This window comes from Pontimicrobium sp. MEBiC06410 (assembly GCF_053601615.1).
Genome location: NZ_JBSHNT010000154.1, coordinates 37925 through 64065, shown reverse-complemented (window position 1 = coordinate 64065; position 26141 = coordinate 37925). Strand labels below are relative to the sequence as shown.

Genomic DNA, 26141 nt, shown 5'->3' with positions numbered 1-26141 from the left:
ATTATGAAAACACTAATAGGTCTTTTTCTATGTCTTTTAATTTTACCAAAAATTGGCAATGCTCAAAATAAAACTACTTCTAAAGAAGTCTCATTTTTAACAAAAGATAGCATAACTATTAATGCTACTTTTGCTACCCCCAAAGTAACCAGTAAAAAAGGCCCTGCTTTAATTTTAATTCACCAAGGCGGCTCTACAAGAAAGGAATGGCAAGCATTATCGCTTTGGAATGACTTATTGGCTGAGGGCTACGCTATTTTAGCATACGATATTAGAATTCATGGTACTTCTGGAAAAGACAATGGTGATATCTACGACTTATTTAACAACCCAAATCGTGCACCTTTAGATCTTTTAGCTGCTATTAATTTTTTGAAAAATGAAAACCAAATAGATACTAACCAAATTGGTATTATTGGAGCTTCCATAGGAGCTAATTTAGCATGTGTTGCGGCTGCTTCAAATGATTATAACATAAAATCTATAGTTGCTTTATCTGCTAAAACTAAAGCTGCAAAAAACTTAAGTGGCTCTAAAGAAGTACTAATGCTTAAAAACGCCTTTTATATTGCTTCAAAAAAAGAACAAGATGGAATGCGCGCCAAATGGGCAAACGAATTATTTTCTAAAACTTCTGGGCATAAAAAAATAATAATTGCAGATGGAGATAAACATGGTTCTTTTATTCTTAGAGAAAACCCCAATATACAATCAGAAATTTTAAAATGGTTTAAAAAAACATTATAGCCACATAAATAAAAATTGTTCTATTTTTATAATAGTATATAACACTATTTTTCGCTAAATGTTTTTTATAAAACTTCTGCTTATTTTATTTAAATTATGAATAAAGAAAAACGTATCGATTATTTTTTACAGCTGGTTATGGTTATTTTAGGCGTGTTTTTAGGCATGTTAGCTTCAGATTGGAATAGTGAAAACAACTTTAATCAAAACAAATTAAATCTTTTAAACGGTTTAAAAACTGAAATACAGAGTAATGTAAACTATCTTAAGTCTAGAAAATCTAAAGACATTGAACCTTTTTTTAAATCCCTAGACAGTTTAAGTGCTCTTTGGAATGCTGATAGTACATTTTTAAAACAATCTTACGTTGGTGATATTGAAAAGTTCCCAAAATTTCCTGAGCTTGGTAGAGCTAAACTAGATGATGCTATGTTTGAAGCAACAAAATACAGTAACATTCTTTCAAGTTTTGAAATTGAATTGCTTAAACAGATTACAAAAGCTTATAACCTCCAATATAACATAGAAGACCAGCACTACAAGTTCTCACAAAGAATCACTTTTGCAGATACTGGGTCTACTAACGAAGAAGTTAAAACGTTAATGTGGCAAATAATGCAAGATTATTTTGGCAGCCAGTATAACTTAATAAAAGAGTATGAAGCTACAATTGAGCACATTAACATTTTAATTGCAGAGAAATAGATGTCTATTTTTTAAGCTCCAGTTTTTCTGCAAAATAATCACAGAAATCCTTCATTGTTGCTGTCATTCTTTCATCTTGTGTTGCTCTATTAAAGGTATCACTCATAGCAACCAAGGTTTGATGAAAAAACACTTTCATTTCATCTACAGGCATATCCTTAGTCCATAAATCTATTCTAAGAGATTCTTGCTTCTTGGAGTCCCATACAGAAAGTAACATTGCTTTTGCTTCTTCATTTTCAATGCCACCATCTTTAGCTGTCCAAGCTAGTTTTTCGGGCACTCTGTTTTCGTCTAATTCTATATCAAGTACTATTTTAGATTTTATATTTTGCATTACCTTCTTGGTTTAAACTTTGCTTTATTAAAAATATTTTCAGGGGTTTCATTTAGCATTTCTTGTAATGTTACATCATTATTTTTCATAAATGCCCTTACAATTTGCCAACCTATATATTGTCCTATCCTACCAGGAGATTCACCGTCTATTTCTTCTAAATAAAATTTAGAAAACGGTGCAGGGTTTATAAATCTGTTTGGTAATTTAGAGTCTGTACTATATAGTAATTCTCTATCTACAAAATAACGCCATATATACTCTTCATTAACTCTTGCCCAGTCTAATTGCGCCTCTGTATAACCAATTTTTTCTGCATCGGTTTTAAACGGAATCATTTTATCTTTAAAATACAAAATCTTCCCTGCATAAATAAACTCGTCTAATAACGTTTTTCGTTTTGCTTGATATATGTATTTTTTCGCATACTTTTCTGCCAAATCCACAACAATTTGATCCGGTTTCATATTAGCTCTAATGTAGCTTTGAATGCCTTCATAAAAATGATGTTTTTCTCCTAAGTAGGTATCTAAAGAAATTAGTGTAATGGTATCTGTAACTATAACTTTATTTATGTAATCTACAGAAGAGGTTGTTGTCACTACTCTTGGTTCTTTAAACCCCTTAAAATAGTACTTTAAGTGCTTAAAAAGGGCTTCTATTTCTAACGTCTCTTTAGCTAGCGTGTTAAATGCCTTGTTTGTTTCTTTATGCAGTTCTATTTGTAAAGTATCCTGTTTTTGTACAATCCAAAATGTGTCTTTATATTTTTTAGGAAACATAAAAGGAAATGCTTTTTTCAATTTTGGCAATTCGCTAATTGGTGTTTCTACAAAAGCTTTATCAAACCGCTCTATAGTTACATTAACATCTAACTTGGCAATTTCAGCTTCAACTTTATCTTCATCTTTACATGAGAAAATTGTAAGCGCTATTAAAATGTAAATAATGTAAGACTTCATCTACTATATTTATTATTTTTGTTAAGCAAAGGTACTATTCTTTGTGTTAAATTCTTTATAAAATGCAAACAGAAAAAGTTATCAATCATATTGTAAATTGGTTAAAAGATTACGCTATTAACGCAAAAGTTAATGGTTTTGTTGTTGGAATCTCTGGAGGAATTGATTCTGCTGTGACCTCAACATTGTGTGCAAAAACTGGACTAGATGTTTTATGTATAGAAATGCCTATTCACCAAGCTGAAAGTCATGTATCTAGAGCACATGAGCACATAAAGCAATTAAAAGACCGCTTTAATAATGTTACAGATACAAGAACAGACCTTACTCCTGTTTTTGAAGAATTTAAAACAGAAGTATCCTTAGAGGGTAAACAAGCTGTTGTAGATATGGCGCTAGCAAATACCAGAGCGCGTTTACGCATGACTACTTTATATTATTATGCAGGCTTAAAAGGTTTACTAGTAGCAGGAACTGGAAATAAAGTTGAAGATTTTGGTGTAGGGTTTTATACTAAATATGGAGATGGAGGTGTAGATTTAAGCCCTATTGCAGATTTACTAAAATCTGAAGTTTATGCCATTGGGAAGCATTTAAATGTCCCTAACTCCATTATGCAAGCCGCTCCAAGTGATGGTTTGTTTGGAGATGCAAGAAGTGATGAGGACCAAATTGGAGCCTCGTACCCAGAATTAGAATGGGCTATGCAAATGGATGAAAAAGGGCATGTAGAAACAGATTTTTCAGACAGAAAGAAAGAGGTTTTTAAAATATTTAAACGCTACAATAACTCAAATAAGCATAAGATGATTCCAATACCAATTTGCGAGATTCCTAAAGATTATAAGTAATAGTTGAATATATTGCCAAATTTGCTAACTTTACAAAGCTATTTAATTTATCTATTTATGGCTGTATTGAAGCAGGCATATCTTAAAAAACTTATTAATTATGATCAAACTATTAGTAGTTGATGAACATCCCATTGTTAGGAAGGGGTTAGAATTGGTATTTGATGTATCGCAAGACATAAAATTTATGGGAAGTGTAAGCGATGGAGAAGCCATTTTCGACTTTATAAAAAAGACCCCAGTAGATGTCATCGTAACAGAAATTGACCTTCCAAAACTTAACGGTATTACTGCATTAAGACGATTAAAAAAAGAATTTCCAAGAACAAAAGTTATTATCTACAGCGGACAGCCAGAATATGTTTACGCTGTGAGTGCTATTAAAGCAGGTGCTGCTGGTTTTGTACCAAAAACTGCCGATATTTTAACCTTAAAAGATGCCATTGTTAAAGTTACAAATGGAGATGTTTACTTAAGCCACGAATTAACTCAACGTTTAGCCTTAAGAAATAAAGCAAATAAAACGAGCCCGTTTTATAAAAGATTATCTACAAGAGAAGTTGAAGTATTAAAGCTATTATCTTCGGGTAAACGTAATAAGGAAATTGCTGAAGAATTAAACATTAATGAGAAAACAGTAAGCACTTATAGAGCTCGTTTAATGAAAAAACTAAATGTTACTAATTTAGTTGATTTAGTAAATCAAGCAAATCAATTAGAATTACAGGACGCGCTTTAATTTTCTAGAAAGTAAATTTTTAAGTTTATTATAATCAATTACTTCTTCTAGAATAGTTCTATTAACCTCATTTTTTCGTTCTAAGGTTTGTTCTTTAAAACCAATTACCTTTTGGTCTATAAGATGGCATCTTAAACTTAAAATGGTTTCGCTTACTAATTGTGCTATAGTTTCTTGTTTTGCTTTAGGAAAAATGTTTTTTCGTTCCCAATCAGATAAGCTATAACGTTCATCGTCCATTAATATGGAAGTGACTTCGTGTGCCATATCTTGATCTATAACGTTGATTAGGTTGTCTAATTTAAAATCTGGATTTTGATTAAGAATATCTATTATTTTATAGTAGATATTCTTAAATTTAGGGTTGGAAAATTCCATTTCATCATCCTGAAGATCTAAGAATACTTTCTCGAAAACTTTAGCTTGATGAATTACGGGTTCTAATACCAATTCTCCATCATCATTTTCTTTTAACACAAGGTCTTCAAAATCTTGTGTTTGGTTTCCATATAATAGCAGAACTTCTATTATTTTTCGTTCTAACACATACTGGATATCTACCTTGGCAACAGGTTCTTGATGCTTTATAACCTCAAAAGCTTTTTGTTGTTTTTGAGTTTCTTTAGCAGTTTCTGCAGTTTCTTTTTTATTTATCTGCGCCATAGTAGTGAATAATACAGCTTCACTTATATCCATTATTCGTGCACATTCCTGAATGTATATTTCCTTTTTTATACGATCTGGAATTTTTGAGATACTATTTATAATATCTCTAATGGTATCTGCTTTTTTTATGGGATCATTTTTAGACTCTTCGTATAAAACAGAAGCTTTAAACTGAATAAAATCTTTAGAGTTTTGTTCTAAATAAACTTTTAACTCTTCTAATGTATTTTGTTTTGCAAAACTATCGGGGTCTTCGCCTTCTGGGAAAGTACAAACTTTAACATTCATTCCTTGTTCCAGAATTAAATCTATTCCTCTTAAAGACGCTCTCATTCCTGCTGCATCGCCATCAAAAAGTACTGTAATGTTTTTAGTCAACCTATTAATTAAACGAATCTGATCGCTCGTTAAGGCTGTTCCTGATGAAGATACAACATTGTGAACCCCTGTTTGATGAAACTGAATAACGTCTGTATAACCTTCTACTAAAAAACAATTATCGTCTTTTGCTATGCTTTGCTTAGCATGATAAATTCCATAAAGTACTTTACTTTTATAGTAAATTTCGCTTTCAGGAGAGTTTAAATATTTTGCAGCTTTTTTATCGTTAGTTAAAATACGCCCTCCAAAACCTAACACACGGCCACTCATACTTTTTATAGGAAACATTACACGACCTTTAAAGCGGTCAAAATGTTTTTCTCCTTTTACAATAGTTAGGCCAGTTCCTTCTAAATAGTCTAATTTATATCCTTTTTTTAAAGCTTCATCTGTAAAGGCTGTCCATTCATCTAGAGAGTACCCTAAATCAAATTTCTTTATTGTTTCTTCTGTAAAGCCACGTTCTTTAAAATAGCTTAATCCTATAGATTTACCTTGATCTGTTTTATGCATTACATTTTGAAAGTATGTGTTTGCATATTCACTAACTAAGTATAAACTCTCACGTTTGTCTGCAGCTTCTTTTTGCTCGTTAGATTGTTCTGTTTCTTCAATCTCAATATTATACTTTTTAGCTAGATATTTTATTGCTTCTGGATAAGTAAAGTGTTCATGTTCCATTAAAAAAGCAATAACATTACCGCCTTTACCCGTTGAAAAATCTTTCCATATTTGTTTTACAGGAGATACCATAAAACTAGGTGTACGCTCTTCACTAAAAGGACTTAACCCTTTAAAGCTACTTCCTGATTTTTTTAATTGCACAAAATCTCCTATAACTTCTTCTAAACGAGAGGTTTCAAATACTTGGTCTATGGTGGATTTTGATATCAATATTTAAAAAATTTAATGTACAACAATTAGTATTAAAGATGAGTATATTATACAGTGGTGTAAAAATACTACAATTAAATATCTCTTAAAAATCTTAAAAAAACCTCTATCTCTTTTTGTTAGAATACTTACCAATTTAACACCCAAAAATTACATTATAACCAACTAAAAATCAGTATATCGAGTAAATACCTTAAAAAATAAATAAAGTTTTATATTCATTGTATTAATCAAAATACAACTATATTTTTATGAAAAAAATTACACTAAGTTTTTTTATTACTTTTATTTAGCCTTATTACTGTTTCTGCACAGGGCATTTTCGATGATTCTATTCATACAGCTACTAATTTTGGTTCTGTAAACTCTCCTGGCGCAGAAGGTGTTCAGAATGTTATAGATCAAAACTCTAATACTAAATTTTTAGATTTCGATGCTTTTGATGGTATTGGTTTTGAAGTCGATTTATTAGGTGTTTCGCAAACTGCTATTGCTATGGAAATGGTAACTGCTAATGATGCCCCTGAGAGAGACCCTAATGCTTTTGAAGTTTTTGGTTCTAATGATGGTACTAATTATACAAGTATAGCAACTGGTAGCATCCCTTGTGTTTCTACTCGTTTTTTTGCTAGAACTTTTTCCTTTAGCAATACCAATAGTTATACTTACTATAGAGTAAATTTTACGGGGACTTGTGGAACTAGCTCTATTAACCAAATTGCAGATGTTCAATTATATACTGCTATTGGAGACCTCCCTGTATTAACTTGCCCTAGCGATATTACTGTAAATAATACTGCGGGACAATGCACTGGTAATGTTACTTATACTGTTACCGCTAATGATACTGAAGATGGCACGTTAACACCTACGTTAATTTCTGGTCTTGCTTCTGGAAGCGATTTTCCTATTGGTACAACTGTTGTTTCTTATTCTGTTACAGATTCAGATAACAATACTGTGAGTTGTAGCTTTAATGTTACCGTTAACGATTCTGAAAATCCTGTTGCAACCTGTCCTTCTAATATTATGATAGATACAGATCCTGGAGCTGCTACTGCTGTTGTTAATTATTCGGTATCTGCTTCAGATAATTGCTCTACTATTAACCCGCTTACTGGTTTTACTCCATTAGGCACCTTAAATGGTAAAGCTTATTATGTTTCTGATAATGCATTTACTGCAGATAATGCTTACACCGATGCCGTAAACCAAGGTGGATTTGTTGGTACTATTAGAAATAGTGCTGATGCCACTTATCTTTTAAATGCTATGTCAATGGCTGGTATTACAGAAACGGTTCTTATTGGATATAATGATTTAAATACCGAAAGTACTTTTGTATGGCATAGTGGTGATGCAGCCACTTATAGTAATTGGAATTCTGGAGAGCCTAATAATGCTGGTAATGAAGATTATACAACTATAGAAACTTCTGGAGGTTGGAACGATGTTAATACAGCTAATACTTATAAGTATCTTCTAGAATTAAATTATGCTCCACAACAAACTGCGGGGTTAGCTAGTGGTAGTGATTTTCCAATAGGTACTACTACTAATACCTTTGTTGTTACAGATGTTGAGGGTAATTCTGTTACTTGTTCTTTTGATGTTATTGTTAATGAGGTGTTAAGTACTCCTTCTTTTAGTTTAGATACTGGTATTACAATGTACCCAAATCCTGCTACGCATAGTTTAACTTTAAAAAATACATCTAATGTTATCCTTGAGAATGCTGTAATCTACGATATTAACGGACGCGTTATTAGTTCTACTAATTTTGATTCTATTTTAGAAGACAAAACAATAGATGTTTCTAGCTTAACTTCTGGATTATACCTTGTAAAAATTAAAGGTAATTCTGGTAGTAGTACTGTAAAACGATTTATAAAAAAATAACATCTGCTATTAATATATACAAAAGGCAATCTGGAAATTAATTACTTTTTCAGATTGCCTTTATATTTAAAGAAACTAATTAATTGTTATACTGTTTTAGGGACTATTCTATTTCCAGTCTTAATCCTAGTGATAAATTATGCTGTTTTGGTCCTCCGCTTTTAAAGGTTTCCGATAAATCGTATTTAGCAAACAAACTTACATCGTCTAAACCAATATATGCACCAACTCCATAAACAAAAGGGTTTACATTGTAATCTCTTTTTATTTTTTGCTTCACTCTGTCTCCATCTTCTTTATACCAAAGCTTTTGTTTTGCTCCAAGATTTAAACCTGCATAACCACCAATTCCAAATTTAAACCCTTTGTTGTAATAACGTATACGGTCTTCTTTTTCTATTTTACGAGATTTCCCAAACTCGAAATAAATTGGCACTACAAGATTTGTTGTTCTAAATTTAGCTTGTTTTAAATCTGTAGGAAAGGTTTCTATTGTTGTATTATTTCCGTTTTGTACAAAAAACTGATTATCTTTTAAATCGTATTTATTCCATTGAAATGACAAACCATATCTTAATCTTATAGCATTAGAGTTTTTTAACACTCTTGTTCTCCATTGAAATCCTAACTCGAAATATCCTGACCCTCCAATTTTGTACGGAGAATCGCTTAAGCTAGCGCCATCCATAATAGCGTTGTTAAGTCCTGCCGATACAACTAACCCACTTACTGTTCTATAATCATATTTTACTGGCTTTGGTTCTTTGCTTCCTATTACAGTAAGCCCTATTATATTGGCTGCATTATCTCCAAATGTAATTCCAAAGGCCTTGTTTTTATTGGTGTCTAGTTTTAATGGCAGATTATTTCTTTCATTAAATGCTATTTTATTTTCTAAAACCGCTATTCTGTTTTCTATATTTAAGGCTCTTTTTTTAGCGACTTCTTGTTTTAATTCTTCTCCTTTTTCGTAAGTAATTTCTTTTTTACTTACACGCTCGTTAATTTGTTCTACTTCAATCCTTAATGCTTCTTTTTCACCAGATTTAATTTTTTCTTTTAATTTTTCAATTTTACTTTCTTTTGTTTCCCCTTCTGTTTCTTGAGCTGTTAGAGCTAAGCAATAAAAGCTTAATAAAATTACAATAGTGTACTTAATGATAGTTTGCATAATTGTTCGTTTTTTGCCTCCTCATTACTTAAAATGACGAGAAATTAATGATGTTTTTTTAATTGATGTTATTTATTCGTTACGTTCTGCAACATATGATTTAACAGAATGATACCCTCCTTTTACCGTTTTCAAAATTTTATCTCTAAAGGATTCTTCTAAATTATCTTCAACGTCTTGAAGCAATTCATTATAATCTAAAGGGATTGGGTTAGATGATTTTTTAGCAATATCTCTTTTAGCATTATTTAAAAGCTTATCAAGTTCGCTATCGGTAACTTGAATTATTTGATTATTAGTATTAGAAGCTATTGCTTTTTTCTCTTCAGGAATAGTACTATTTTTTAATAGCTTTTCTTTACCGCCTTCTCCTTGCGTGTTAAAGGCTATATATGCTTTATTTATTGTGTTTTGTCGAGCATTGTTATCGCTCTTTTTATTCGTATTTATTATATTGGTGTTTACCTCCTTCTGTTTATTATTAACATTGTTATTTGTAACTACACTAGCAACCCCTTCTGTTCTTTTTTTAATAGATTGTTCTTTTTGTATTTTAAGACTTTCTCTTTTAATGTTATTATTTGTTTTATTTTCCATATCTACTATACGTTCTTCTTTTTTAGAATCATTTAATAGATTTATTTCCTTATCACCTTCTATTTTGTCCTTTACTATATTGCTCTTTGTTTCAACATCGGTTTCCACCGTTTTAAATGATTCTTTATCATTATAATTTACAATGCCTGTAATTAACAATAGTACGCCTATAAAACTGGCTGCTATACCTACTACTTTAAAACGTTTTATATTTTTCTTAGTTGGAGCCTCATCTAAACGGTTTGCTAATGCCTCCCAACTTTTTGGCGAAGGATTTATTGTTCTTTCCTCGAGCTTTTCTTTTATGTTTTCTTCAAATTTAATTGGTGCCATAACTCGATATGTTTAATTCATTAATTTTTTGCTGAAGCATTTTTCGTGCTTTAAATAATTGCGATTTTGAAGTTCCTAAACTTATGTTTAGCATTTCTGCAATTTCTTGATGTTTATATCCTTCTATCGCATACATTACAAAAACGACTTTGTATCCTTCTGGTAATGTATCTATTAATTGTTGTATTTGCTCTACATTTATCTCTGTTTGAATATTGTTTGTAGTATCATTATTTACCTCCACTATAGTTTCTACTGGAAACTCAATAGTCTTTTTTTGTCTTAAAAACGAAATGGCTTCTCTTACCATTATGCGCCTTATCCATCCTTCAAAACTTCCTTCTCCTTTAAAACTTTTTAAGTTTGAAAACACTTTAAAGAATCCATTAAGCATAGCTTCTTCTGCATGCTGTACATCTTTTATATAATAGCGACATATACTTAACATTTTTGGCGCGTGTAACTCATACAATACATGCTGTGCTTCTCGATTATTATCGATGGCTCTCTTAATAAGCTTAGATTCGTTTTTATATAATTGAATTACTTTCACAAAAAGCGGATAGTTTTAGTCTTCTATTTACAAAGACGCAAAAGTTGTACATATGGTTGCCTATTGATTAAAAAAAAAGTTTATTTTTTTCTTTCAATCACATAATTTACCATTAATTCTAATGAAGATTTGTACTCAGAATCTGGAAATTTACTCAGTATTTGCAGGGCTTCAGACTGAAATGCTTTCATTTTAGAAACAGCATATTCTAGTCCTCCATTATTTTTCACAAAATCGATAACTTCGTTAACTCGTTTTTTATCTTTATTATGATTTTTTACAGAGTTTATAAGCCAACGCTTATCTTTTTTATTACTGGTATTTAGGACATAAATTAAAGGCAAGGTCATTTTTTGTTCTTTTATATCTATTCCTACAGGCTTACCAATACTTTTAGAACCATAATCGAACAGGTCATCTTTTATTTGAAATGCCATACCTATAAGCTCTCCAAATTTACGCATAAGTTCTACATACTCTGAGTCTGGTTTTACCGAAGCTGCACCTAAACTACAACAGGCAGCTATTAAGGTTGCTGTTTTCTGCCTAATAATTTCGTAATACACATCCTCGGTAATGTCTAGCTTTCTTGCTTTTTCTATTTGAAGCAACTCGCCTTCGCTCATTTCACGAACGGCTACCGATATAATTTTTAATAAATCGAAATCCCCATTATCTATAGAAAGTAATAAGCCCTTAGACAATAAAAAATCTCCTATTAATACGGCTATTTTATTTTTCCAAAGTGCATTGATTGAGAAAAATCCACGGCGTTGGTTACTATCGTCTACAACATCGTCATGCACTAATGTTGCTGTATGTATTAACTCTATAACTGAAGCACCTCTATATGTACGGTCTACAACGTCTCCATTAGAGACCATTTTAGCTACTAAAAACACAAACATTGGGCGCATTTGTTTTCCTTTACGATTAACGATATAGTGTGTTATACGATTTAATAACGCCACTTTAGAAGACATTGCTAAACGAAACTTTTTCTCGAAAAGTTCCATTTCGTAATCAATGGGTTGTTTTATTTGCTCAGTTATTTTCACAGATGAAACAAATATAGTATTTCGTTAATTTATATGCTATGTTTTATTTAATTATTGATAGTGTCAAAAAATATAAGTATCAAATTCTAAATAAAAAGAAACCACATAATATGTTTAAGTCATAAACTATTTTTAAATTGTATGAATTAACGCTATAAAATAATTTTATGTATAGAGGATTTAACCTAGAAATTCCAAATGACTTAGATTTTGATACCGATAAAATCAAAAAATATAAAGCTAAAATGCTCGCTAAAACAAGAAATCACTTTATTGATTATATAATGACGAGAGAAATAATTGATGGAAACAAAGTCATAGAACAATGGTTTCCCATAGTAGAATGTGATATTTTTTTATCGCACTCTCACAAAGACCAATCGAAAGCCATAATGTTAGCCATAATGTTAGAAGAAAATCTAGGCCTAAAAACTTTCGTAGACTCAACAGTATGGGGATATTCTGATAGTTTATTAAAGGTTATAGATGACTATTATTGTAAACATGAAAATGGAGAAAGCTATTGTTACGAAAAAAGAAATTTTTCAACTGCTCATATTCATTTAATGCTAAATTCGGCATTAAATAAAATGATAGATTCTTGTGAAGCTATTTTCTTTATGAACACTCCAAATTCCATAACTCCTGATGATACTATTAATAATAAAACAATGTCGCCTTGGATATTTTCTGAAATTATGACAACTCAAATTATTAGAAAAAAGACTCCACAAAGATTAAGGAAAGAAACACGAATTTTCTCAGCAAACGAGAATCTAAATGAAAGTGTAAAAACTCAATTGAACATTGAATATCAAATTGAATTATCCCATCTAACAAAATTATCTTTAAACGATATAAAAACTTGGATAAAAAATGCTAAACTTTCTTACGAAACACCTTTAGACGTATTATACAATTACCATAATATCAACAACAAATTTTTAATTTAAAATGAATGATAATAAATTTAAACACCTAGATTACATTCATAATACTATTAATAGAATGAGTAGTAATTCATTTTTAATTAAAGGCTGGACTATTTCTATCGTTTCGATACTTTTTATATTCACAGACGATAAAATGAATAAACAATTTTTAATTATAACATTACTCCCCATAATTATATTTTGGTATTTAAACGGTTTCTTTTTACAACAAGAAAGAAAATACAGAGCTTTATATGATAAAGTAAGACTTATCGATGAAAATAATATCGATTTTGCAATGTCTACTAATGAATTTAAAGGTGGTAGATATAGTTTATTAAGTAATTTATTTGGTAAAACAATATGGCCTTTATATATAGTAATGATTTTTATGGTTTTAATAGTAAAACATATAGTTCATAATACATGTTATTAAGCTTAGACCAACAACTCTAATTATTAAAACCCGTTTCTAATTTAAAAAAACAGTATATTTATCCTATGGATATAAAACTTACCGAAGCTGAGAAAATTAAAATTCTAAATTCTGATGATATATACAAAATCATGCAGACTATTTTGCTTCGTGAACATAAAATAGACCAAAACAGAGAACATTTTTGGGTTATTGGTTTAGAGAATAATAATCGTGTTTTATTTATAGAGCTTATTAGTATTGGTTCTGTAAAAACATCGATTGCCGAACCGATGGAGGTTTTTAGTTTTGCATTACAAAAGCGAGCGGTTAAAATAATTTTATGCCATAATCACCCTAGTGGAGAACTAAAACCATCGGAAGACGACAAAGATACTTCCGATAGATTAATACAAGTTGGTATTATTGTAGATACCGAAGTTTTAGATCACTTAATTATCTCTGATAAAAGCTATTTAAGCTTTAAAGATATTGGGCTTTTAGATGAACTTAAAAAAAGCACCAAATATGTACCTAAATACGTATTAGAGCAACGAATTGTGAAAGAAGCTTCAGAAATAGCAAAGCATAAAGAAAAAGTTGAAATTGCTAAAGCTATGAAACGCAAAGGCATAGAAAACACATTAATTTCAGAAACTACAGGTTTATCTGTTAAAGAGGTTGAAGCTTTAAAAGTTAGAAAAAAGTAGCTTACTTTAACTCTTATTGGCTAATTGGCCACAGGCTGCATCTATATCTTTACCTCTGCTTCTACGCACATTAACAACAATTCTGTTTTTTTCTAAGTGGTAAATATAATCGTCTATTGCTGTACTTTTTGCTTGTTGAAATTGTCCATCGTCTATTGGATTGTATTCAATAATATTGACTTTACAGGGTACATATTTGCAAAAACGAACTAGTGCATCTATATCTTTTTGCGAATCGTTAATACCATCCCAAACGACATACTCGTAAGTAATTTTACGTTGTGTTTTTTGGTACCAGTATTCTAAAGCTTCTCGCAAATCTTTAAGAGGAAAGGTTTCATTAAACGGCATTATCGTTGTACGCACCTCATCTATTGCAGAATGTAATGAGACTGCTAGGTTAAATTTAACCTCATCATCGGCCATTTTTTTAATCATTTTTGGCACTCCTGATGTAGAAACAACTATACGTTTAGGGGACATCCCTAAGCCTTCTGGAGATGTAATTTTATCTATGGCTTTAATAACGTTATTGTAGTTCATAAGTGGTTCTCCCATACCCATAAATACAATATTACTTAACGGACGATTAAAGTATAGCTTGCTTTCTTTATCTATGGCAACAACTTGATCGTAAATCTCGTCTGGATTTAAATTACGCATGCGTTTTAAACGTGCTGTAGCACAAAATTTACAATCTAAACTACATCCTACTTGGCTAGAAACACAAGCTGTTGTTCTAGTTTCTGTTGGTATTAATACAGATTCTACAATTAAGCCATCGTGTAAACGCACTGCATTTTTTACCGTACCATCGTTACTTCGTTGCATGGTATCGACTTCTATGTGATTAATCACGAAGTTTTCTTCTAGCATTTGGCGTGTTGCTTTAGAGAGATTCGTCATATCTTCAAAGGTATGCGCGCCTTTACTCCAAAGCCATTCGTATACTTGATTACCACGAAATGCTTTATCGCCTTCTTGCTCAAAAAACGTTCTTAATTGCTCTTTTGTTAATGCTCGTATGTCTTTTTTCTTAACTGCCATAGGTTGTGCAAAAATAGTAAACGTTTATTAATTACTTTTTTTTGATTTTAGGAATTGTTATTACTAAAAAAACCTTGATTCAAAAAAAATGAATCAAGGCTTTCAATTTTATATACGTTTAATGCAAATTAGATAATTAGCATAGCATCTCCATAACTGTAAAACTTGTATTTTTCTTTTACAGCTTCTTCATACGCTCTTATAATAAAATCATGTCCTGCAAAGGCAGACACCATCATTAATAATGTAGATTTTGGTGTATGGAAGTTAGTAATCATTGCATTTGCTATACTAAAATCGTATGGAGGGAAAATAAATTTATTGGTCCAACCATCTATTTCATTTAATGTAGAATTTGAAGATACTGCACTTTCTACTGCACGCATAGCTGTTGTACCTACTGCGCAAATACGTCTTCTGTTTTTTAAAGCTGTATTTATTTGTTCTACTGTTTTTGGCCCTATAAATACTTCTTCACTATCCATTTTATGTTTAGACAAGTCTTCTACCTCAACAGGGTTAAAGGTTCCTAAGCCTACATGCAATGTTACTTCTGCGAAGTCTATGCCTTTAATTTCTAAACGCTTTAATAGGTGTTTAGAGAAGTGTAGTCCTGCTGTTGGTGCTGCTACAGCACCTTCTTCTTTTGCAAAAATGGTTTGGTAACGTTCTTCATCTTCTGGTTCTACTTCTCTTTTAATGTATTTAGGAAGTGGTGTTTCTCCTAATGCTTTTAACTTAGCACGAAACTCTGTGTATGAACCGTCATAAAGAAAACGTAATGTTCTTCCTCTAGAGGTTGTGTTATCTATAACTTCTGCTACTAGCGTTTCATCGTCTCCAAAGTATAATTTATTCCCTATTCTAATTTTACGTGCTGGATCTACTAAAACATCCCAAAGGCGTTGCTCTTCATTTAACTCTCTTAATAAAAAGACTTCTATTCTAGCTCCTGTTTTTTCTTTATTTCCAAATAAACGTGCAGGAAATACTTTTGTATTATTAAGAATCATAACATCGTCTTCTTCAAAATAATCGATAAGGTCTTTAAATTGTTTGTGCTCTATGGTTTGCTCTTTTCTATTTAAAACCATTAAACGAGATTCATCTCTGTTTTCAGATGGGTATTCTGCTAATAGTTCTTCTGGTAATTCAAAGCCAAAGTTAGATAGTTTCATTTGCTAGTTGTTTATTTTAATCTTTTGGTCAAATGTTACATTCAATTTTATATACTGTTCTTATCGAATAGTTATCACCTTATTGAATGGTTCATTTGCTAGTTGTTTATTTTAATCTTCCAGATAAAATGACCTTTTGCATTAAAGTTGCTAGTCTGTTCTCTCCGGTATTTATTTTTCAAGATTGCAAATATACAATCTCGAGATAGGGGTTGTCAAGTAAATGACTGATTATTATTAATTAAACTTAAAACCTAACGTTTTTAAATCTTCCCAAAATGTAGGGTAAGATTTAGACACGACTCCTGAATCTTCAATAATAATAGGAACTTTCAGTGCTAATGGTGCAAATGCCATAGCCATTCTATGATCGTTATAGGTTTCTGTAGAGCTGTTTTCTTTTATAGTTTTTGAGGCCGATAGTTGTAAAGAATTGTCTGTTATCTCTACATTTCCTCCTAATTTTTCTATTTCGGCTTTTAATGCTTCTAAACGGTCTGTTTCTTTTATTTTTAGCGTGTGCAATCCTGTTAGGTTACATTCTAATCCTAAAGCAAAGGCTGTAACCGATATGGTTTGGGCTATATCTGGTGAATTCGCTAAGTCGAAATTAATAATGGTGTCTGCATCTACTAATTCTGTTTTCTTTAATAGAATTGTATTATCATTAAATTGTGTTTCTACTCCAAACGTTTTATAAAATTTGGCTAATGAAGCGTCTCCTTGTAGGCTTTCTTTTGTATAAGATGTTAATTCAATTTCTGTACCTATACTACATAAAGCGACTATACTATAGTAATATGATGCCGAAGACCAGTCTGACTCTACTACAAGTTCAATTTTTTCTTTTAATTCTTCTTGTAAAGGTTTTACTGTAACTATATTATTCTTAAAAGTTGTTTCTACTCCTATTTTATTTAATAGACTTAGTGTCATATTAATATATGGCACAGAGGTTATTTTTCCTTCTAAATGTAACTCTATCCCATTTTTTAAAGTTGGTGCAACAAGTAATAATGCCGAAATGTACTGACTACTTACATTCGCTTTTAAATTAACTTTATGTTGCGTTAATTCTTGCCCTTCTATTATTAATGGTGGATATCCTTTATTTTCTTTATAACTTATTTTTGCTCCTAATTGATTTAATGCTTCTACTAATATTTCAATAGGACGCTCCTTCATTCGTTTTGAACCTGTAAGTTCTATTGTTCGTCCTGCTTGTGTGGCAAAGTATGCTGTTAAAAATCGCATAGCTGTTCCTGCATGGTGAATGTCTATAACGTTAGATGTTGAGGCTAATGCTTTAGTCATTAACTGGGAATCGTCTGAATTAGACACATTATAAACTTGTAGTTTTGGATATAATGCTTGTAATAATAATAACCGATTCGATTCGCTTTTTGAACCTGTAATTTTAATTGATGTTTTTTGGTTTACTATTTGCGATTTTTGAAGATGTAAATTCATTTAGAGTCGGCTTTATTTATAGTTATAGCTTGTAATACTATCTATAAATATTATTTTAATTTTTGATTATTTTGGTGTCTGTCGTGATCACGTTTTGTTTTTATGTCTAGCTTTTTATCGAAAGCTTCTTGTAAATTTATTCCTGTTTGATTTGCTAAACATAATACAACAAACATAACATCTGCTAATTCTTCGCCTAGGTCTTTGTCTTTATCGCTTTCCTTTTCGCTTTGTTCTCCATATCTTCTGGCTATTATTCTAGCAACTTCACCTACTTCTTCTGTAAGTTGCGCCATGTTTGTTAGCTCGTTAAAATAGCGAACACCATGTTCTTTTATCCAATTATCTACGTCTAGTTGTGCGTTTTTAATGTTCATTGTTTTTCTTTTTAAAGCGTAAAAATAATAAAACCAAAATGCACGGAATAGCAATATATTTTAATTCGCTTAAAATAACTCGCATTCCCCATTCTGAAAAAAATTTACTAATACCTATTGGTGATACTTTTATTATTTTTAATGGAAAGAAAAAACGTTCATCGTTAAAAGGAATAAAAAAACCCACGCCTCTTCCTCCTGTTGTTAATGCATCTAAAATACCATGAGAGATAGTTGATAAAAAAATAACAATAAAAACAATTTGCTTTTTTTGTTTTCGCAATAGCAACATTATTATTATCCCCCATAATACTGCAAAAATAATAGAGTGTGTAAACCCACGATGCCCAAATGGATGCATATATGGAATTCCAAAGTTAAAAGCTAGAACATCTATATCTGGTAGTATTGCAGAGCCAATTGCTAAAAACAATAGTAGTTTATTACTTCTAGAGTCGACTATTTTAGATAGCGTAAAGCCTACTAATCCATGTCCAAATAAGGATGCCATTTTATCATTCTTTTTTTAATACTATTTTCTGACTTTCTTTCTCAACAATATTGTCTGTAAACGTTTTAAATTCCTGATACTTTTCTGGAATTATATATGTTGTTTTTAAGTGTTTTGTTAGGGTTATTTGAATAGCTCCATTATCTACTTTTGTTATAAATGAAAAATCACCTTCGTTTCCGTTATACTGAATCTTTATGTTTTCAGGTAAGGATTCTATAGTATAACCTTCTGGTATTTTTAAGTTAACGGAACATCTTGTTGCGGCAGGGTAAATAAAGTCTATAGGAAAAGCTCTTTTGTCTTGCTTAAATACATTTTCGTTTGCTGTAAAAAATAATAGTGGAGAAAGGTATAATTTATTTCCTATTTGCTCTACCTCATTAGCTAATGTATAGTTATAGCTATAATTAATGGGTTTGTTAAGTATTTTTAAGTTTTTAATATCTAAATCTGTAATTTTTATTTCTCCTTTGCTTTCTTCTAAGTTTCTTACTACTTCTTCTTTTTCTATATCTACATTTTTACTTCTATAATTATATGCTAAGTAGTTTGTAAGTCGCTTTCTTACTGTTCCAGTAATTGATAAATTATCTGTAATTTCTGCTTCTAACAAAACATTTTCTCTAGAGAATACTTTTGGGGATAAATTTATCCATGTCGATTTTCCATTAGGCTTTATCATTCGTCCTTGCCAGTTAACGGCTCTTAAAGGTAATGTTCCTGGCGCCGTAATAGTATTAGTTGCGTCTAGCAAAAGTGTTTTCCCTTCTACTTCTACTGCTGTTATAACATAGTTAAATCCTGTTAGTGTTGGTGTTACTGGTATACCATTTGCTCTTGTACTTATTAATACTGGGTTTGCTTTAACACCCGCATACGTTAGCATGGCTGTTAACATAAGGTTAATGTCTCCAACATTTCCTGTTCTAGCTTTATATGCTTTTTTTACACCACTATTAGATTCGAACCCAACTAATCCGTTCCATGTCATCTTGTTTTTTAAAAAATTATATATAACGCTTATTTTTTCTTTAGGGTTATTTATCCCCTCTATTAATGCATCTATTTCTTCTTTAAAATAACCTGTCTTTTTTAATTGTCCTCCAAAAACATCACTTTTATATATGGTTTCTGCAACACTTTCCCATGTTGTTGTATAATCTTTAATTACGCCATCTGCTCCTTTAAAAAAGGAATATTCTAAAATTAATTTTGAGCGGTAATTGTCTAAATTATTTACAAATGGTTCTGTTTTTAAAGCGGGAATATTATTTTCTTTTATTGTAATTGTATTTTCATCATAAACCCAGCTAGAGTGAGACAACTCATAACTTCTTGTTCTAAAAACGGTCCCTTCTCTCTGTTTATTAGAGACCGCTACATTTTTTTGATTTCTTGACTCTTCTATTTTAGGAAAATACACTGCTTTAATATTTGCCTGCTTTTTATAGTTAAAATACTCAGGAGTTTTTATAGAGACCTCTAACTTAGCTATTGGTATATTGTATTGTAACACAACATCGTCTATATAAGCATATGGAGATTCTATTTTATACTCGAATTCTATAATGCATCCTTCACTAACATTAGGCATTGTAAAGCTTTTAGTTGCTAAATATTTACTAGTTTTTTCTTCGAATACGCCTTCTTTTTTAAGCTTTGTTTTTACTACTTTTCCGTTTTTTAAAGTATAAGTATAGCCATTTAAACCTAATAGTTTTTCACTTTTAGAAGTATATCTATCATACAACCGAATACGTTTTGTTGCCCACTCGAAACCTTCTTTATTATATATTTTTATTCTTTCGTGTACTTCATTTCTTTGTACAAAGCCATCATTTTCTCTATATATAAAATTTATGTTCTGTTCTTTATATAGCACTACTGCATTAGCTGTAGTATCTTTTTCATAACTATTATCTATTAATTCCTCTTTAGTTACTTTTCCAAATTTATAATTCTGAGCAAGTATTCCTTGAATTGAAAATAATACGAGTAGAGCTAATAATCTCATGCTTATTTAGTAAATAAATTTATTTTATACTTTTTTTAATACAATTTTGTCTGTTTGCTTTTCAAATGACAATTGAAAAAATTGTTTAAACTGCTCATATTCTGCAGGCAATATTAATGTTTTATTAAGGTTAGTTGTTACCATAACCTGTAATTTATTACCAAGCGACTTAACAATATATGAGAATTCCCCATCGACTCCATTTAATTGTACTTTTGCATTCTCTGGTATAGATTCTACAGCATAGCCTTCTGGAATTTTTATTGTAATAGAGTACTTGCTATACAATGGATATATAAAATCTATTGGATAGGTTCTTGAGTCTTGTTTAAACGGGTTTTCTTCTGGTGCAAGAAATAATAATGGGGATATGTAAAGTTTATCTCCTATTTCTTCTACTTCATTATTTAATTTGTAATCGTAAGTATAACTTATTGGTTTATTTAAAGCTTCTTTATTTTTAATAGATAGATTTGTAATTTCAATATCTCCTTTACCATCTTCAAAATCTTTAATTATAGCATCATTATTTGTAGTATAATACTTGTCTCTATATCCTAATGCTAGATATTCTGTTAGCTGTTTTCTAATTTTCCCAGAGATAGATAAATCGTCGTTAATTTCAACATTCATTAGAGCTATTTCTTTAGATTTAGTTTGCGGAGTTAGACCTATCCAACCAGAAGTTCCATTTTGTTTAACAAGCCTACCTTTCCAATTAATTGAGTTTTCTCTTAAAATGTTAGCACTTCCATATTTACTGGTACCATCTAATAAAATAAAACCATTTTCTAAGCTTATAGCTGCTATGACATAATTAAATCCTTTCGTACTAGGTAAAATAGGAATTCCATTATCTCTTGTACTAACCAAAACTGGACTAGCATCTAATCCTGCATACCTTAACATTGAGGTAAGCATTAAATTAATATCGGCAGTATTCCCTACTCTTTCTTTGTAAGCCTTTTTCACACCTAACTCTGAGGTATACCCTCTTCGCCCATTCCATTTTATCTTGGTCTTTACAAAATTATATATAAGAGCAACTTTTTCTTCAGGAGAATTAATACCCTTAATAATATTTTTTAAGTCTTCCTCAAAATAGGTTGTTTTACTTAATTGTCTCCCAAAACTTTCTCTATTATATATAGACTTAGTAACTTGTTCCCAATCTGTTGAATATTCTTTTACAGAACCATCAAAACTTTTGATTGATTTAACCTCCCATTTTACTATTGCTCTATAATTATTAATGTTATCTACGTATGGTTCTCTTTTTAAAGCAGGTATATTTTGTAAATCGGCTTCATATATATTTTCTAAAATGTCATATGTTCTTTCTACAAGATTCTCTTTAGAAAATTTTGTTTTAGCTTCTGCAGATCCATTAGCAAAAGAAGAATGGTATGAAACTAATAACTTTCTATTTTTACTTCTTTCTAATATTTCTGGTATATATTTAGCTCTAGTATTAAGTATCTTACTTACTCTAAAATACTCCGGCACTTTTAATTGGTAATTAAATTGCTTTATAGGTATATTGTATTGAAAAACATCATCATCTAATTCTATATTAGGTGATTCTATTACGTACTTATATTCTATAATAGAGCCCTCTTTTAAATTAGGCATTGTAAACTTATACTGTTTCCAATACTCATTTTTTTCTTCTTTAAAAATACCATTTTTCTTTAATTTATCTTTTTCAATCTTTCCTCCTTCTATGTTATATGTATAGGCTTTTAAATTTAACAGTTTCTCTTTATTAGAAGCATTTTCATTGTAGAGATTCTCTACTTTTGTACCCCATTTAAATCCATCTTTATTATAAATTTTTATACGTTCAAAAATTTCAATAAATCTTTTAAACCCTGCATCTTGGACATAATTATAATATACTTTATGCTCTCTATATAACACCGCGGCATTAACAGTAGTATCATTATTATACGTTTTTTCTGCTAATTCTTCTTTACTTACTTTTCCGAATTTATAGTTTTGCGAAAAACTAAAACTACACAGTAACAAAAGGGTTATTACTATTACTTTTTTCATAATTAATTGATGGTTTTTAATGCTATTTTAGATTTATCGTGTTTAACTATTTTTAAATAAAACGCTCTAAATTGTTTATAGTCTTCTTTTTTATAATCTCCTTTATTAATAACTAATGTTCTTTTGTATACTAACAAATTATTTGCTTTCTTTTCTATAGCTACAGAATAGCTTCCAAATTTATTTTCTATAGATACTGGTGTCATTAAGGCTTCTACTTCTATCGTTTCTGGTAATTCTATTTTGTATTCATCTACATCTGTAAAGCCTCTACTTATTTTAAATGGCAGTTTACGAGACTTATATCTAGGTGGTACATTAGTTGTTTTATTAAACATATTAGGTGCAAATAATAATCTATTGCCCGCTTTTAATGTATATTTACTTGCAGCCAAGTTGACATTCTCTGTAAAAACAATTTCATTTTTATCATTGTTTTTAGACATTTTAAGAAGCTCTAGGTTATTTATATTATTAAAATAATCTTTATAGTGTAGTTTAGCTTCTTTTTCGTTTTTATTTTCTATATCTACATGATAATCATATTGTGTGCCTTTAGAGGTTATCTCTACATCTGCAAAAATACTCCCTTCCTTATCTAATTTCACTTTGGCTGTAGTAGTTTGTAAATTATCTTCAGCTGGGTATATTTTTGTATGTACTATTTTACCTCCTTCTGGGGTAATAATTAGAGCATCTCTATCGTCTGTAAAATTAGCATTATATCCAAATGGTGCCGTTTGACTGGTACATTCTAACCAAACATAATCATCTTCATTAGGTACTGCTAAAATTGCGTGATTTCCCTGCGTTGCAGAAAATTCTTTGTCTATGTTTTCTACGTTTCTCCCCCCATATATAATAGTATAATAGGATTCTACATTTACTTCATCTAATAACGCTTTAGTATAATTAGTTAATGCTTTACAATCTCCATATCCTAATCTGTCTACATCGCTTGCTAACATTGGTTTCCAGCCCCCAATGCCTATTTGCACACTTACATAGCGTGTTTTGTCTTGCATATATTTATAAACTAATTTGGCTTTTTCTATATTAGAAGTTGTATTTTTTGTTATCTGTTTTATTTCTGCTTTTACAGATGCTGGTAATTCTTGCGTATTATGTATTAACTTATCGTCTACCCACTTTCCAAAGTCTTGCCAATCTGTATTTACACCTTCTACGCCTTCCATTACAAATTTGGTTAATGCTACTTTTAACGAAGGTGCATAAGTACTAAAAGATGGAGCATAAGCTTCTGGTTTTAATGCTTTTAAATTTTTAGCTAAATAATTATAATCTTCTAATTTTTCGATATTATAGTTATCAAAGTTTTGTGTTTTTATCTTTAATTCTACACCAGAAGTATTATTAATTTTATAATTAGAGTGTTCTGTACTTACAAAGACATCTTCAATGGGTCTCCAGCCGGGTATAAATGCTGTAGATTTATATTCTACTTCTGTTTCAAATACAACTGTATATGGATAGTTAACTGGTGTGTAATCTAAATATTTAAGTCTGGAGTCTGAATAGAGGGTTCCTCCATCTACTGCACTAGCATCTTTAAAGTTTTTCTTTTTTACTTTTTTAATTTCTTGTCCTAAAGCATCATAAATAACTGCTTCTATTTTTTTTATATTTGTATTGCTGCTGTAATGCATATATGCACCTACATCTGACTTTCCCGATTTACTTAAAACAGTTACAATACGTTTATTTATATAGGTAAATTTATTATGTTTTTCTATATTTATAGTAACATCGTTTAGCCGTATTACAGCATTTGCATTCTCTTTTAATTCTGGGTTTATTGTAAGAGCTATTAACTTGTCTTGAGAGTAAGTTGTTAGGGAAATAAGCATAACAATAATGCTTATAGTTCTTTTAAATCTCATGTATTTTTTATTGATTAGTTTAAAGGTATCGCTAGTAAAAATATTATTCTTTATTTTTAGTATCTATAATTATAGTTACTGGACCATCATTTAATAACGACACTTTCATGTCTGCTCCAAAGACCCCAGTTTGCACTTTTTTTCCTATATTTTGTTCTAATTGTTTCACAAATGCTTCGTAAATAGGTATTGCTACTTCTGGCTTTGCTGCTTTTATATAACTAGGTCTATTTCCTTTTTTAGTACTAGCATGCAATGTAAATTGGCTTACAACCATGGCTTCTCCTTTTGTGTCTATAAGTGATTTATTCATAATCCCACCATCATCCTCAAAAATGCGAAGGTTTGTTATTTTATTACATAACCATTTAATATCCTCTTGTGTATCGTTTGTAACAACTCCTAATAATATTAACAATCCCTCATTAATATTAGCAACTTGTTTTCCATTAATAGTTACATCTGCATGTGTAACTCTTTGGATTACTGCTTTCATTTTTTATTTCCTATTGTTCTTTATCCCAAATATCTGTACGATAATGCTGCTCGTCTCCTTCTAATATTTGTATGTAACTATTATAACGCGATGCTGCAATTTCATTATTGTCTAATGCTTTCTTTACTGCACACTTTGGTTCTTCTTTATGTAAACAATTGTTAAACTTACAGTCTTGTTTTAGAGCAAAAAACTCAGGAAAATAGTCGCCAACTTCCTCTTTTTCCATGTCTACTACTCCAAAGCCTTTTATACCTGGGGTATCTATTATTTTTGCATTAAAACTTAAATCGAACATTTCTGCAAACGTTGTGGTATGCTGGCCTTGCATGTGCTGCGAGGAAATGGCTTTTGTTTTTAAATCTAAATTAGGCTCTATAGCATTAACTAAAGTAGATTTACCTACACCAGAGTGCCCAGAAAACATACTTACTTTGCCTTCCATTAAACCTTTTACCTTATCTATGTTTTCTCCTGTTTTTGCAGAAATAGTAATACACTCGTATCCTATTTTATTGTAAATGTGTTCTAGATATTTAACCTCTAATAAAGTCTCTTCGTTATAGGTATCTATTTTATTAAATAGTAATACTGTTTTTATAGAATAGGCTTCTGCCGATGCTAAAAAACGATCTATAAAACTTGTAAATGTAGGCGGATTATCTATAGTTACTAATAAAAATACTTGGTCTACATTAGAGGCGATTATGTGGGTTTGTTTAGATAAGTTTACAGATTTACGTACAATGTAGTTTTCACGATCATGAATGGTATTAATAACACCGGTTTCTTTATCGCTTTTTGTATCTAATTCAAAATCTACATAATCTCCCACAGCTATTGGGTTGGTACTTTTTATTCCCTTTAGTCTGAATTTACCTTTTATTCGGCACTCGTAGCTTGTTCCCAATTCGGTTTTTACGGTGTACCAACTTCCTGTAGATTTATATACTAGTCCTGTCATTCATTAGTTTAAGCTACAAAATAACAACTTTTATATTAAATTATAATAATCTATGTATTCCTTTTTTGGTACCTAAACGTTTTCCTCCTGTTATTGTAGTAACCAAAAATAAAATTCGTTTTATATTTTAATTTGTTATACCAAAATTATATAAACAACAAAGCTTAAAATAACT

Annotated in this window: 25 protein-coding genes; 8 read left to right on the top strand and 17 right to left on the bottom strand. The window is 30.4% G+C overall.

The window, feature by feature from the left end:
• Positions 1 to 3: 3 nt before the first annotated feature.
• Both ACVC08_RS10875 and ACVC08_RS10870 read left to right on the top strand, forming a co-directional pair.
• Positions 4 to 747, top strand: coding sequence for an alpha/beta hydrolase (locus tag ACVC08_RS10875; RefSeq protein ID WP_452602053.1), 744 nt, complete (start codon positions 4 to 6; stop codon positions 745 to 747).
• 96 nt (positions 748 to 843) lie between these two features.
• On the top strand, positions 844 to 1452 hold the full coding sequence (locus tag ACVC08_RS10870) for a hypothetical protein (protein ID WP_452602052.1): 609 nt from the start codon (positions 844 to 846) through the stop codon (positions 1450 to 1452).
• 4 nt (positions 1453 to 1456) lie between these two features.
• On the opposite strand, the gene gldC is transcribed toward ACVC08_RS10870, so the two are convergent.
• Entirely contained in the window at positions 1457 to 1789 is a 333-nt protein-coding gene (gene gldC, locus ACVC08_RS10865; protein WP_452597227.1) for a gliding motility protein GldC, read from the bottom strand.
• Entirely contained in the window at positions 1789 to 2751 is a 963-nt protein-coding gene (gene gldB, locus ACVC08_RS10860) for a gliding motility lipoprotein GldB (protein WP_452602051.1), read from the bottom strand. The genes gldC and gldB overlap by 1 nt, the downstream gene beginning before the upstream one ends.
• Before the next feature lie 62 nt (positions 2752 to 2813).
• Here gldB and nadE point away from each other — a divergent pair, with 62 nt between their 5' ends.
• Both nadE and ACVC08_RS10850 read left to right on the top strand, forming a co-directional pair.
• Positions 2814 to 3602, top strand: coding sequence for an NAD(+) synthase (gene nadE, locus ACVC08_RS10855; protein WP_452597225.1), 789 nt, complete (start codon positions 2814 to 2816; stop codon positions 3600 to 3602).
• 100 nt (positions 3603 to 3702) lie between these two features.
• Positions 3703 to 4341 (top strand): response regulator, encoded by a 639-nt coding sequence (locus ACVC08_RS10850; protein WP_452597224.1) that lies wholly within the window; start codon positions 3703 to 3705, stop codon positions 4339 to 4341.
• On the opposite strand, the gene dnaG is transcribed toward ACVC08_RS10850, so the two are convergent.
• A complete protein-coding gene (gene dnaG, locus ACVC08_RS10845) occupies positions 4324 to 6282 on the bottom strand; it encodes a DNA primase (RefSeq protein ID WP_452602050.1) in 1959 nt (652 codons plus the stop codon). The two genes, ACVC08_RS10850 and dnaG, sit on opposite strands and share 18 nt — an antisense overlap.
• Before the next feature lie 495 nt (positions 6283 to 6777).
• Between dnaG and ACVC08_RS10840 the strand changes: the two genes are divergently transcribed.
• Positions 6778 to 8181 carry an HYR domain-containing protein gene (locus ACVC08_RS10840; RefSeq protein WP_452602049.1) on the top strand — a complete coding sequence of 468 codons (1404 nt, stop codon included), beginning with the start codon at positions 6778 to 6780 and terminating at the stop codon, positions 8179 to 8181.
• 103 nt (positions 8182 to 8284) lie between these two features.
• Here ACVC08_RS10840 and ACVC08_RS10835 read toward each other — a convergent pair whose 3' ends face one another.
• From ACVC08_RS10835 to ACVC08_RS10820, 4 genes are all read right to left on the bottom strand, one after another.
• Complete coding sequence (locus ACVC08_RS10835; RefSeq protein WP_452602048.1) at positions 8285 to 9352, bottom strand: hypothetical protein; 1068 nt, start codon at positions 9350 to 9352, stop codon at positions 8285 to 8287.
• A gap of 72 nt (positions 9353 to 9424) precedes the next feature.
• Entirely contained in the window at positions 9425 to 10282 is an 858-nt protein-coding gene (locus ACVC08_RS10830; protein ID WP_452602047.1) for a hypothetical protein, read from the bottom strand.
• A complete protein-coding gene (locus ACVC08_RS10825; protein WP_452602046.1) occupies positions 10269 to 10835 on the bottom strand; it encodes an RNA polymerase sigma factor in 567 nt (188 codons plus the stop codon). The genes ACVC08_RS10830 and ACVC08_RS10825 overlap by 14 nt, the downstream gene beginning before the upstream one ends.
• 80 nt (positions 10836 to 10915) lie before the next feature.
• The gene (locus ACVC08_RS10820) at positions 10916 to 11893 is read right to left on the bottom strand and encodes a polyprenyl synthetase family protein (protein ID WP_452600385.1); all 978 of its coding nucleotides are present in this window, start codon (positions 11891 to 11893) and stop codon (positions 10916 to 10918) included.
• 167 nt (positions 11894 to 12060) lie between these two features.
• On the opposite strand from ACVC08_RS10820, the gene ACVC08_RS10815 reads away from it, so the two are divergent.
• The 3 genes from ACVC08_RS10815 to ACVC08_RS10805 all read left to right on the top strand — a co-directional run bounded on the left by ACVC08_RS10815 (position 12061) and on the right by ACVC08_RS10805 (position 13950).
• Positions 12061 to 12846, top strand: coding sequence for a hypothetical protein (locus tag ACVC08_RS10815; protein ID WP_452602045.1), 786 nt, complete (start codon positions 12061 to 12063; stop codon positions 12844 to 12846).
• Between the two features lies 1 nt (position 12847).
• Positions 12848 to 13261 carry a hypothetical protein gene (locus ACVC08_RS10810; protein WP_452602044.1) on the top strand — a complete coding sequence of 138 codons (414 nt, stop codon included), beginning with the start codon at positions 12848 to 12850 and terminating at the stop codon, positions 13259 to 13261.
• 65 nt (positions 13262 to 13326) lie between these two features.
• Positions 13327 to 13950, top strand: a complete 624-nt coding sequence (locus ACVC08_RS10805) for a JAB domain-containing protein (protein WP_452602043.1) — start codon at positions 13327 to 13329, stop codon at positions 13948 to 13950.
• A 6-nt stretch (positions 13951 to 13956) separates the two neighbouring features.
• Here the strand turns inward: ACVC08_RS10805 and rlmN are convergent, their stop codons facing one another.
• The 10 genes from rlmN to rsgA form a co-directional block, all read right to left on the bottom strand.
• On the bottom strand, positions 13957 to 14997 hold the full coding sequence (rlmN, locus tag ACVC08_RS10800; RefSeq protein ID WP_452600382.1) for a 23S rRNA (adenine(2503)-C(2))-methyltransferase RlmN: 1041 nt from the start codon (positions 14995 to 14997) through the stop codon (positions 13957 to 13959).
• A 128-nt stretch (positions 14998 to 15125) separates the two neighbouring features.
• Positions 15126 to 16175, bottom strand: coding sequence for a tRNA preQ1(34) S-adenosylmethionine ribosyltransferase-isomerase QueA (gene queA, locus ACVC08_RS10795; protein ID WP_452600381.1), 1050 nt, complete (start codon positions 16173 to 16175; stop codon positions 15126 to 15128).
• A 237-nt stretch (positions 16176 to 16412) separates the two neighbouring features.
• The gene (locus ACVC08_RS10790) at positions 16413 to 17645 is read right to left on the bottom strand and encodes a 3-phosphoshikimate 1-carboxyvinyltransferase (RefSeq protein ID WP_452602042.1); all 1233 of its coding nucleotides are present in this window, start codon (positions 17643 to 17645) and stop codon (positions 16413 to 16415) included.
• A 50-nt stretch (positions 17646 to 17695) separates the two neighbouring features.
• A complete protein-coding gene (locus ACVC08_RS10785) occupies positions 17696 to 18022 on the bottom strand; it encodes a nucleotide pyrophosphohydrolase (RefSeq protein WP_452600379.1) in 327 nt (108 codons plus the stop codon).
• The gene (locus ACVC08_RS10780; protein WP_452602041.1) at positions 18012 to 18533 is read right to left on the bottom strand and encodes a metal-dependent hydrolase; all 522 of its coding nucleotides are present in this window, start codon (positions 18531 to 18533) and stop codon (positions 18012 to 18014) included. Before ACVC08_RS10780 ends, ACVC08_RS10785 begins: the two co-directional genes overlap by 11 nt.
• A gap of 4 nt (positions 18534 to 18537) precedes the next feature.
• The gene (locus ACVC08_RS10775; RefSeq protein ID WP_452602040.1) at positions 18538 to 20550 is read right to left on the bottom strand and encodes a DUF3857 domain-containing protein; all 2013 of its coding nucleotides are present in this window, start codon (positions 20548 to 20550) and stop codon (positions 18538 to 18540) included.
• Between the two features lie 24 nt (positions 20551 to 20574).
• Positions 20575 to 22605: a DUF3858 domain-containing protein gene (locus ACVC08_RS10770; RefSeq protein WP_452602039.1), complete on the bottom strand. Its 2031-nt coding sequence runs from the start codon at positions 22603 to 22605 to the stop codon at positions 20575 to 20577.
• Positions 22606 to 22607: 2 nt separating this feature from the next.
• On the bottom strand, positions 22608 to 24506 hold the full coding sequence (locus ACVC08_RS10765; protein WP_452602038.1) for a DUF3857 domain-containing protein: 1899 nt from the start codon (positions 24504 to 24506) through the stop codon (positions 22608 to 22610).
• Between the two features lie 43 nt (positions 24507 to 24549).
• The gene (dtd, locus tag ACVC08_RS10760) at positions 24550 to 25002 is read right to left on the bottom strand and encodes a D-aminoacyl-tRNA deacylase (protein WP_452602037.1); all 453 of its coding nucleotides are present in this window, start codon (positions 25000 to 25002) and stop codon (positions 24550 to 24552) included.
• Between the two features lie 10 nt (positions 25003 to 25012).
• A complete protein-coding gene (rsgA, locus tag ACVC08_RS10755; RefSeq protein WP_452602036.1) occupies positions 25013 to 25966 on the bottom strand; it encodes a ribosome small subunit-dependent GTPase A in 954 nt (317 codons plus the stop codon).
• Positions 25967 to 26141 lie beyond the last annotated feature (175 nt).

Excerpts from the sequence above, each read along its gene's own strand:
- rsgA (WP_452602036.1), bottom strand. The coding sequence starts at position 25,966 with ATGACAGGACTAGTATATAAATCTACAGGAAGTTGGTACACCGTAAAA.
- gldB (WP_452602051.1), bottom strand. The coding sequence starts at position 2,751 with ATGAAGTCTTACATTATTTACATTTTAATAGCGCTTACAATTTTCTCA.
- dtd (WP_452602037.1), bottom strand. The coding sequence starts at position 25,002 with ATGAAAGCAGTAATCCAAAGAGTTACACATGCAGATGTAACTATTAAT.
- rlmN (WP_452600382.1), bottom strand. The coding sequence starts at position 14,997 with ATGGCAGTTAAGAAAAAAGACATACGAGCATTAACAAAAGAGCAATTA.
- ACVC08_RS10775 (WP_452602040.1), bottom strand. The coding sequence starts at position 20,550 with ATGAGATTATTAGCTCTACTCGTATTATTTTCAATTCAAGGAATACTT.
- queA (WP_452600381.1), bottom strand. The coding sequence starts at position 16,175 with ATGAAACTATCTAACTTTGGCTTTGAATTACCAGAAGAACTATTAGCA.
- ACVC08_RS10770 (WP_452602039.1), bottom strand. The coding sequence starts at position 22,605 with ATGAAAAAAGTAATAGTAATAACCCTTTTGTTACTGTGTAGTTTTAGT.
- ACVC08_RS10765 (WP_452602038.1), bottom strand. The coding sequence starts at position 24,506 with ATGAGATTTAAAAGAACTATAAGCATTATTGTTATGCTTATTTCCCTA.
- ACVC08_RS10805 (WP_452602043.1), top strand. The coding sequence starts at position 13,327 with ATGGATATAAAACTTACCGAAGCTGAGAAAATTAAAATTCTAAATTCT.
- gldC (WP_452597227.1), bottom strand. The coding sequence starts at position 1,789 with ATGCAAAATATAAAATCTAAAATAGTACTTGATATAGAATTAGACGAA.
- ACVC08_RS10780 (WP_452602041.1), bottom strand. The coding sequence starts at position 18,533 with ATGGCATCCTTATTTGGACATGGATTAGTAGGCTTTACGCTATCTAAA.
- ACVC08_RS10850 (WP_452597224.1), top strand. The coding sequence starts at position 3,703 with ATGATCAAACTATTAGTAGTTGATGAACATCCCATTGTTAGGAAGGGG.
- ACVC08_RS10840 (WP_452602049.1), top strand. The coding sequence starts at position 6,778 with ATGGAAATGGTAACTGCTAATGATGCCCCTGAGAGAGACCCTAATGCT.
- ACVC08_RS10815 (WP_452602045.1), top strand. The coding sequence starts at position 12,061 with ATGTATAGAGGATTTAACCTAGAAATTCCAAATGACTTAGATTTTGAT.
- ACVC08_RS10810 (WP_452602044.1), top strand. The coding sequence starts at position 12,848 with ATGAATGATAATAAATTTAAACACCTAGATTACATTCATAATACTATT.
- ACVC08_RS10835 (WP_452602048.1), bottom strand. The coding sequence starts at position 9,352 with ATGCAAACTATCATTAAGTACACTATTGTAATTTTATTAAGCTTTTAT.
- nadE (WP_452597225.1), top strand. The coding sequence starts at position 2,814 with ATGCAAACAGAAAAAGTTATCAATCATATTGTAAATTGGTTAAAAGAT.
- ACVC08_RS10785 (WP_452600379.1), bottom strand. The coding sequence starts at position 18,022 with ATGAACATTAAAAACGCACAACTAGACGTAGATAATTGGATAAAAGAA.
- ACVC08_RS10870 (WP_452602052.1), top strand. The coding sequence starts at position 844 with ATGAATAAAGAAAAACGTATCGATTATTTTTTACAGCTGGTTATGGTT.
- ACVC08_RS10875 (WP_452602053.1), top strand. The coding sequence starts at position 4 with ATGAAAACACTAATAGGTCTTTTTCTATGTCTTTTAATTTTACCAAAA.
- ACVC08_RS10830 (WP_452602047.1), bottom strand. The coding sequence starts at position 10,282 with ATGGCACCAATTAAATTTGAAGAAAACATAAAAGAAAAGCTCGAGGAA.
- ACVC08_RS10790 (WP_452602042.1), bottom strand. The coding sequence starts at position 17,645 with ATGAATTTACATCTTCAAAAATCGCAAATAGTAAACCAAAAAACATCA.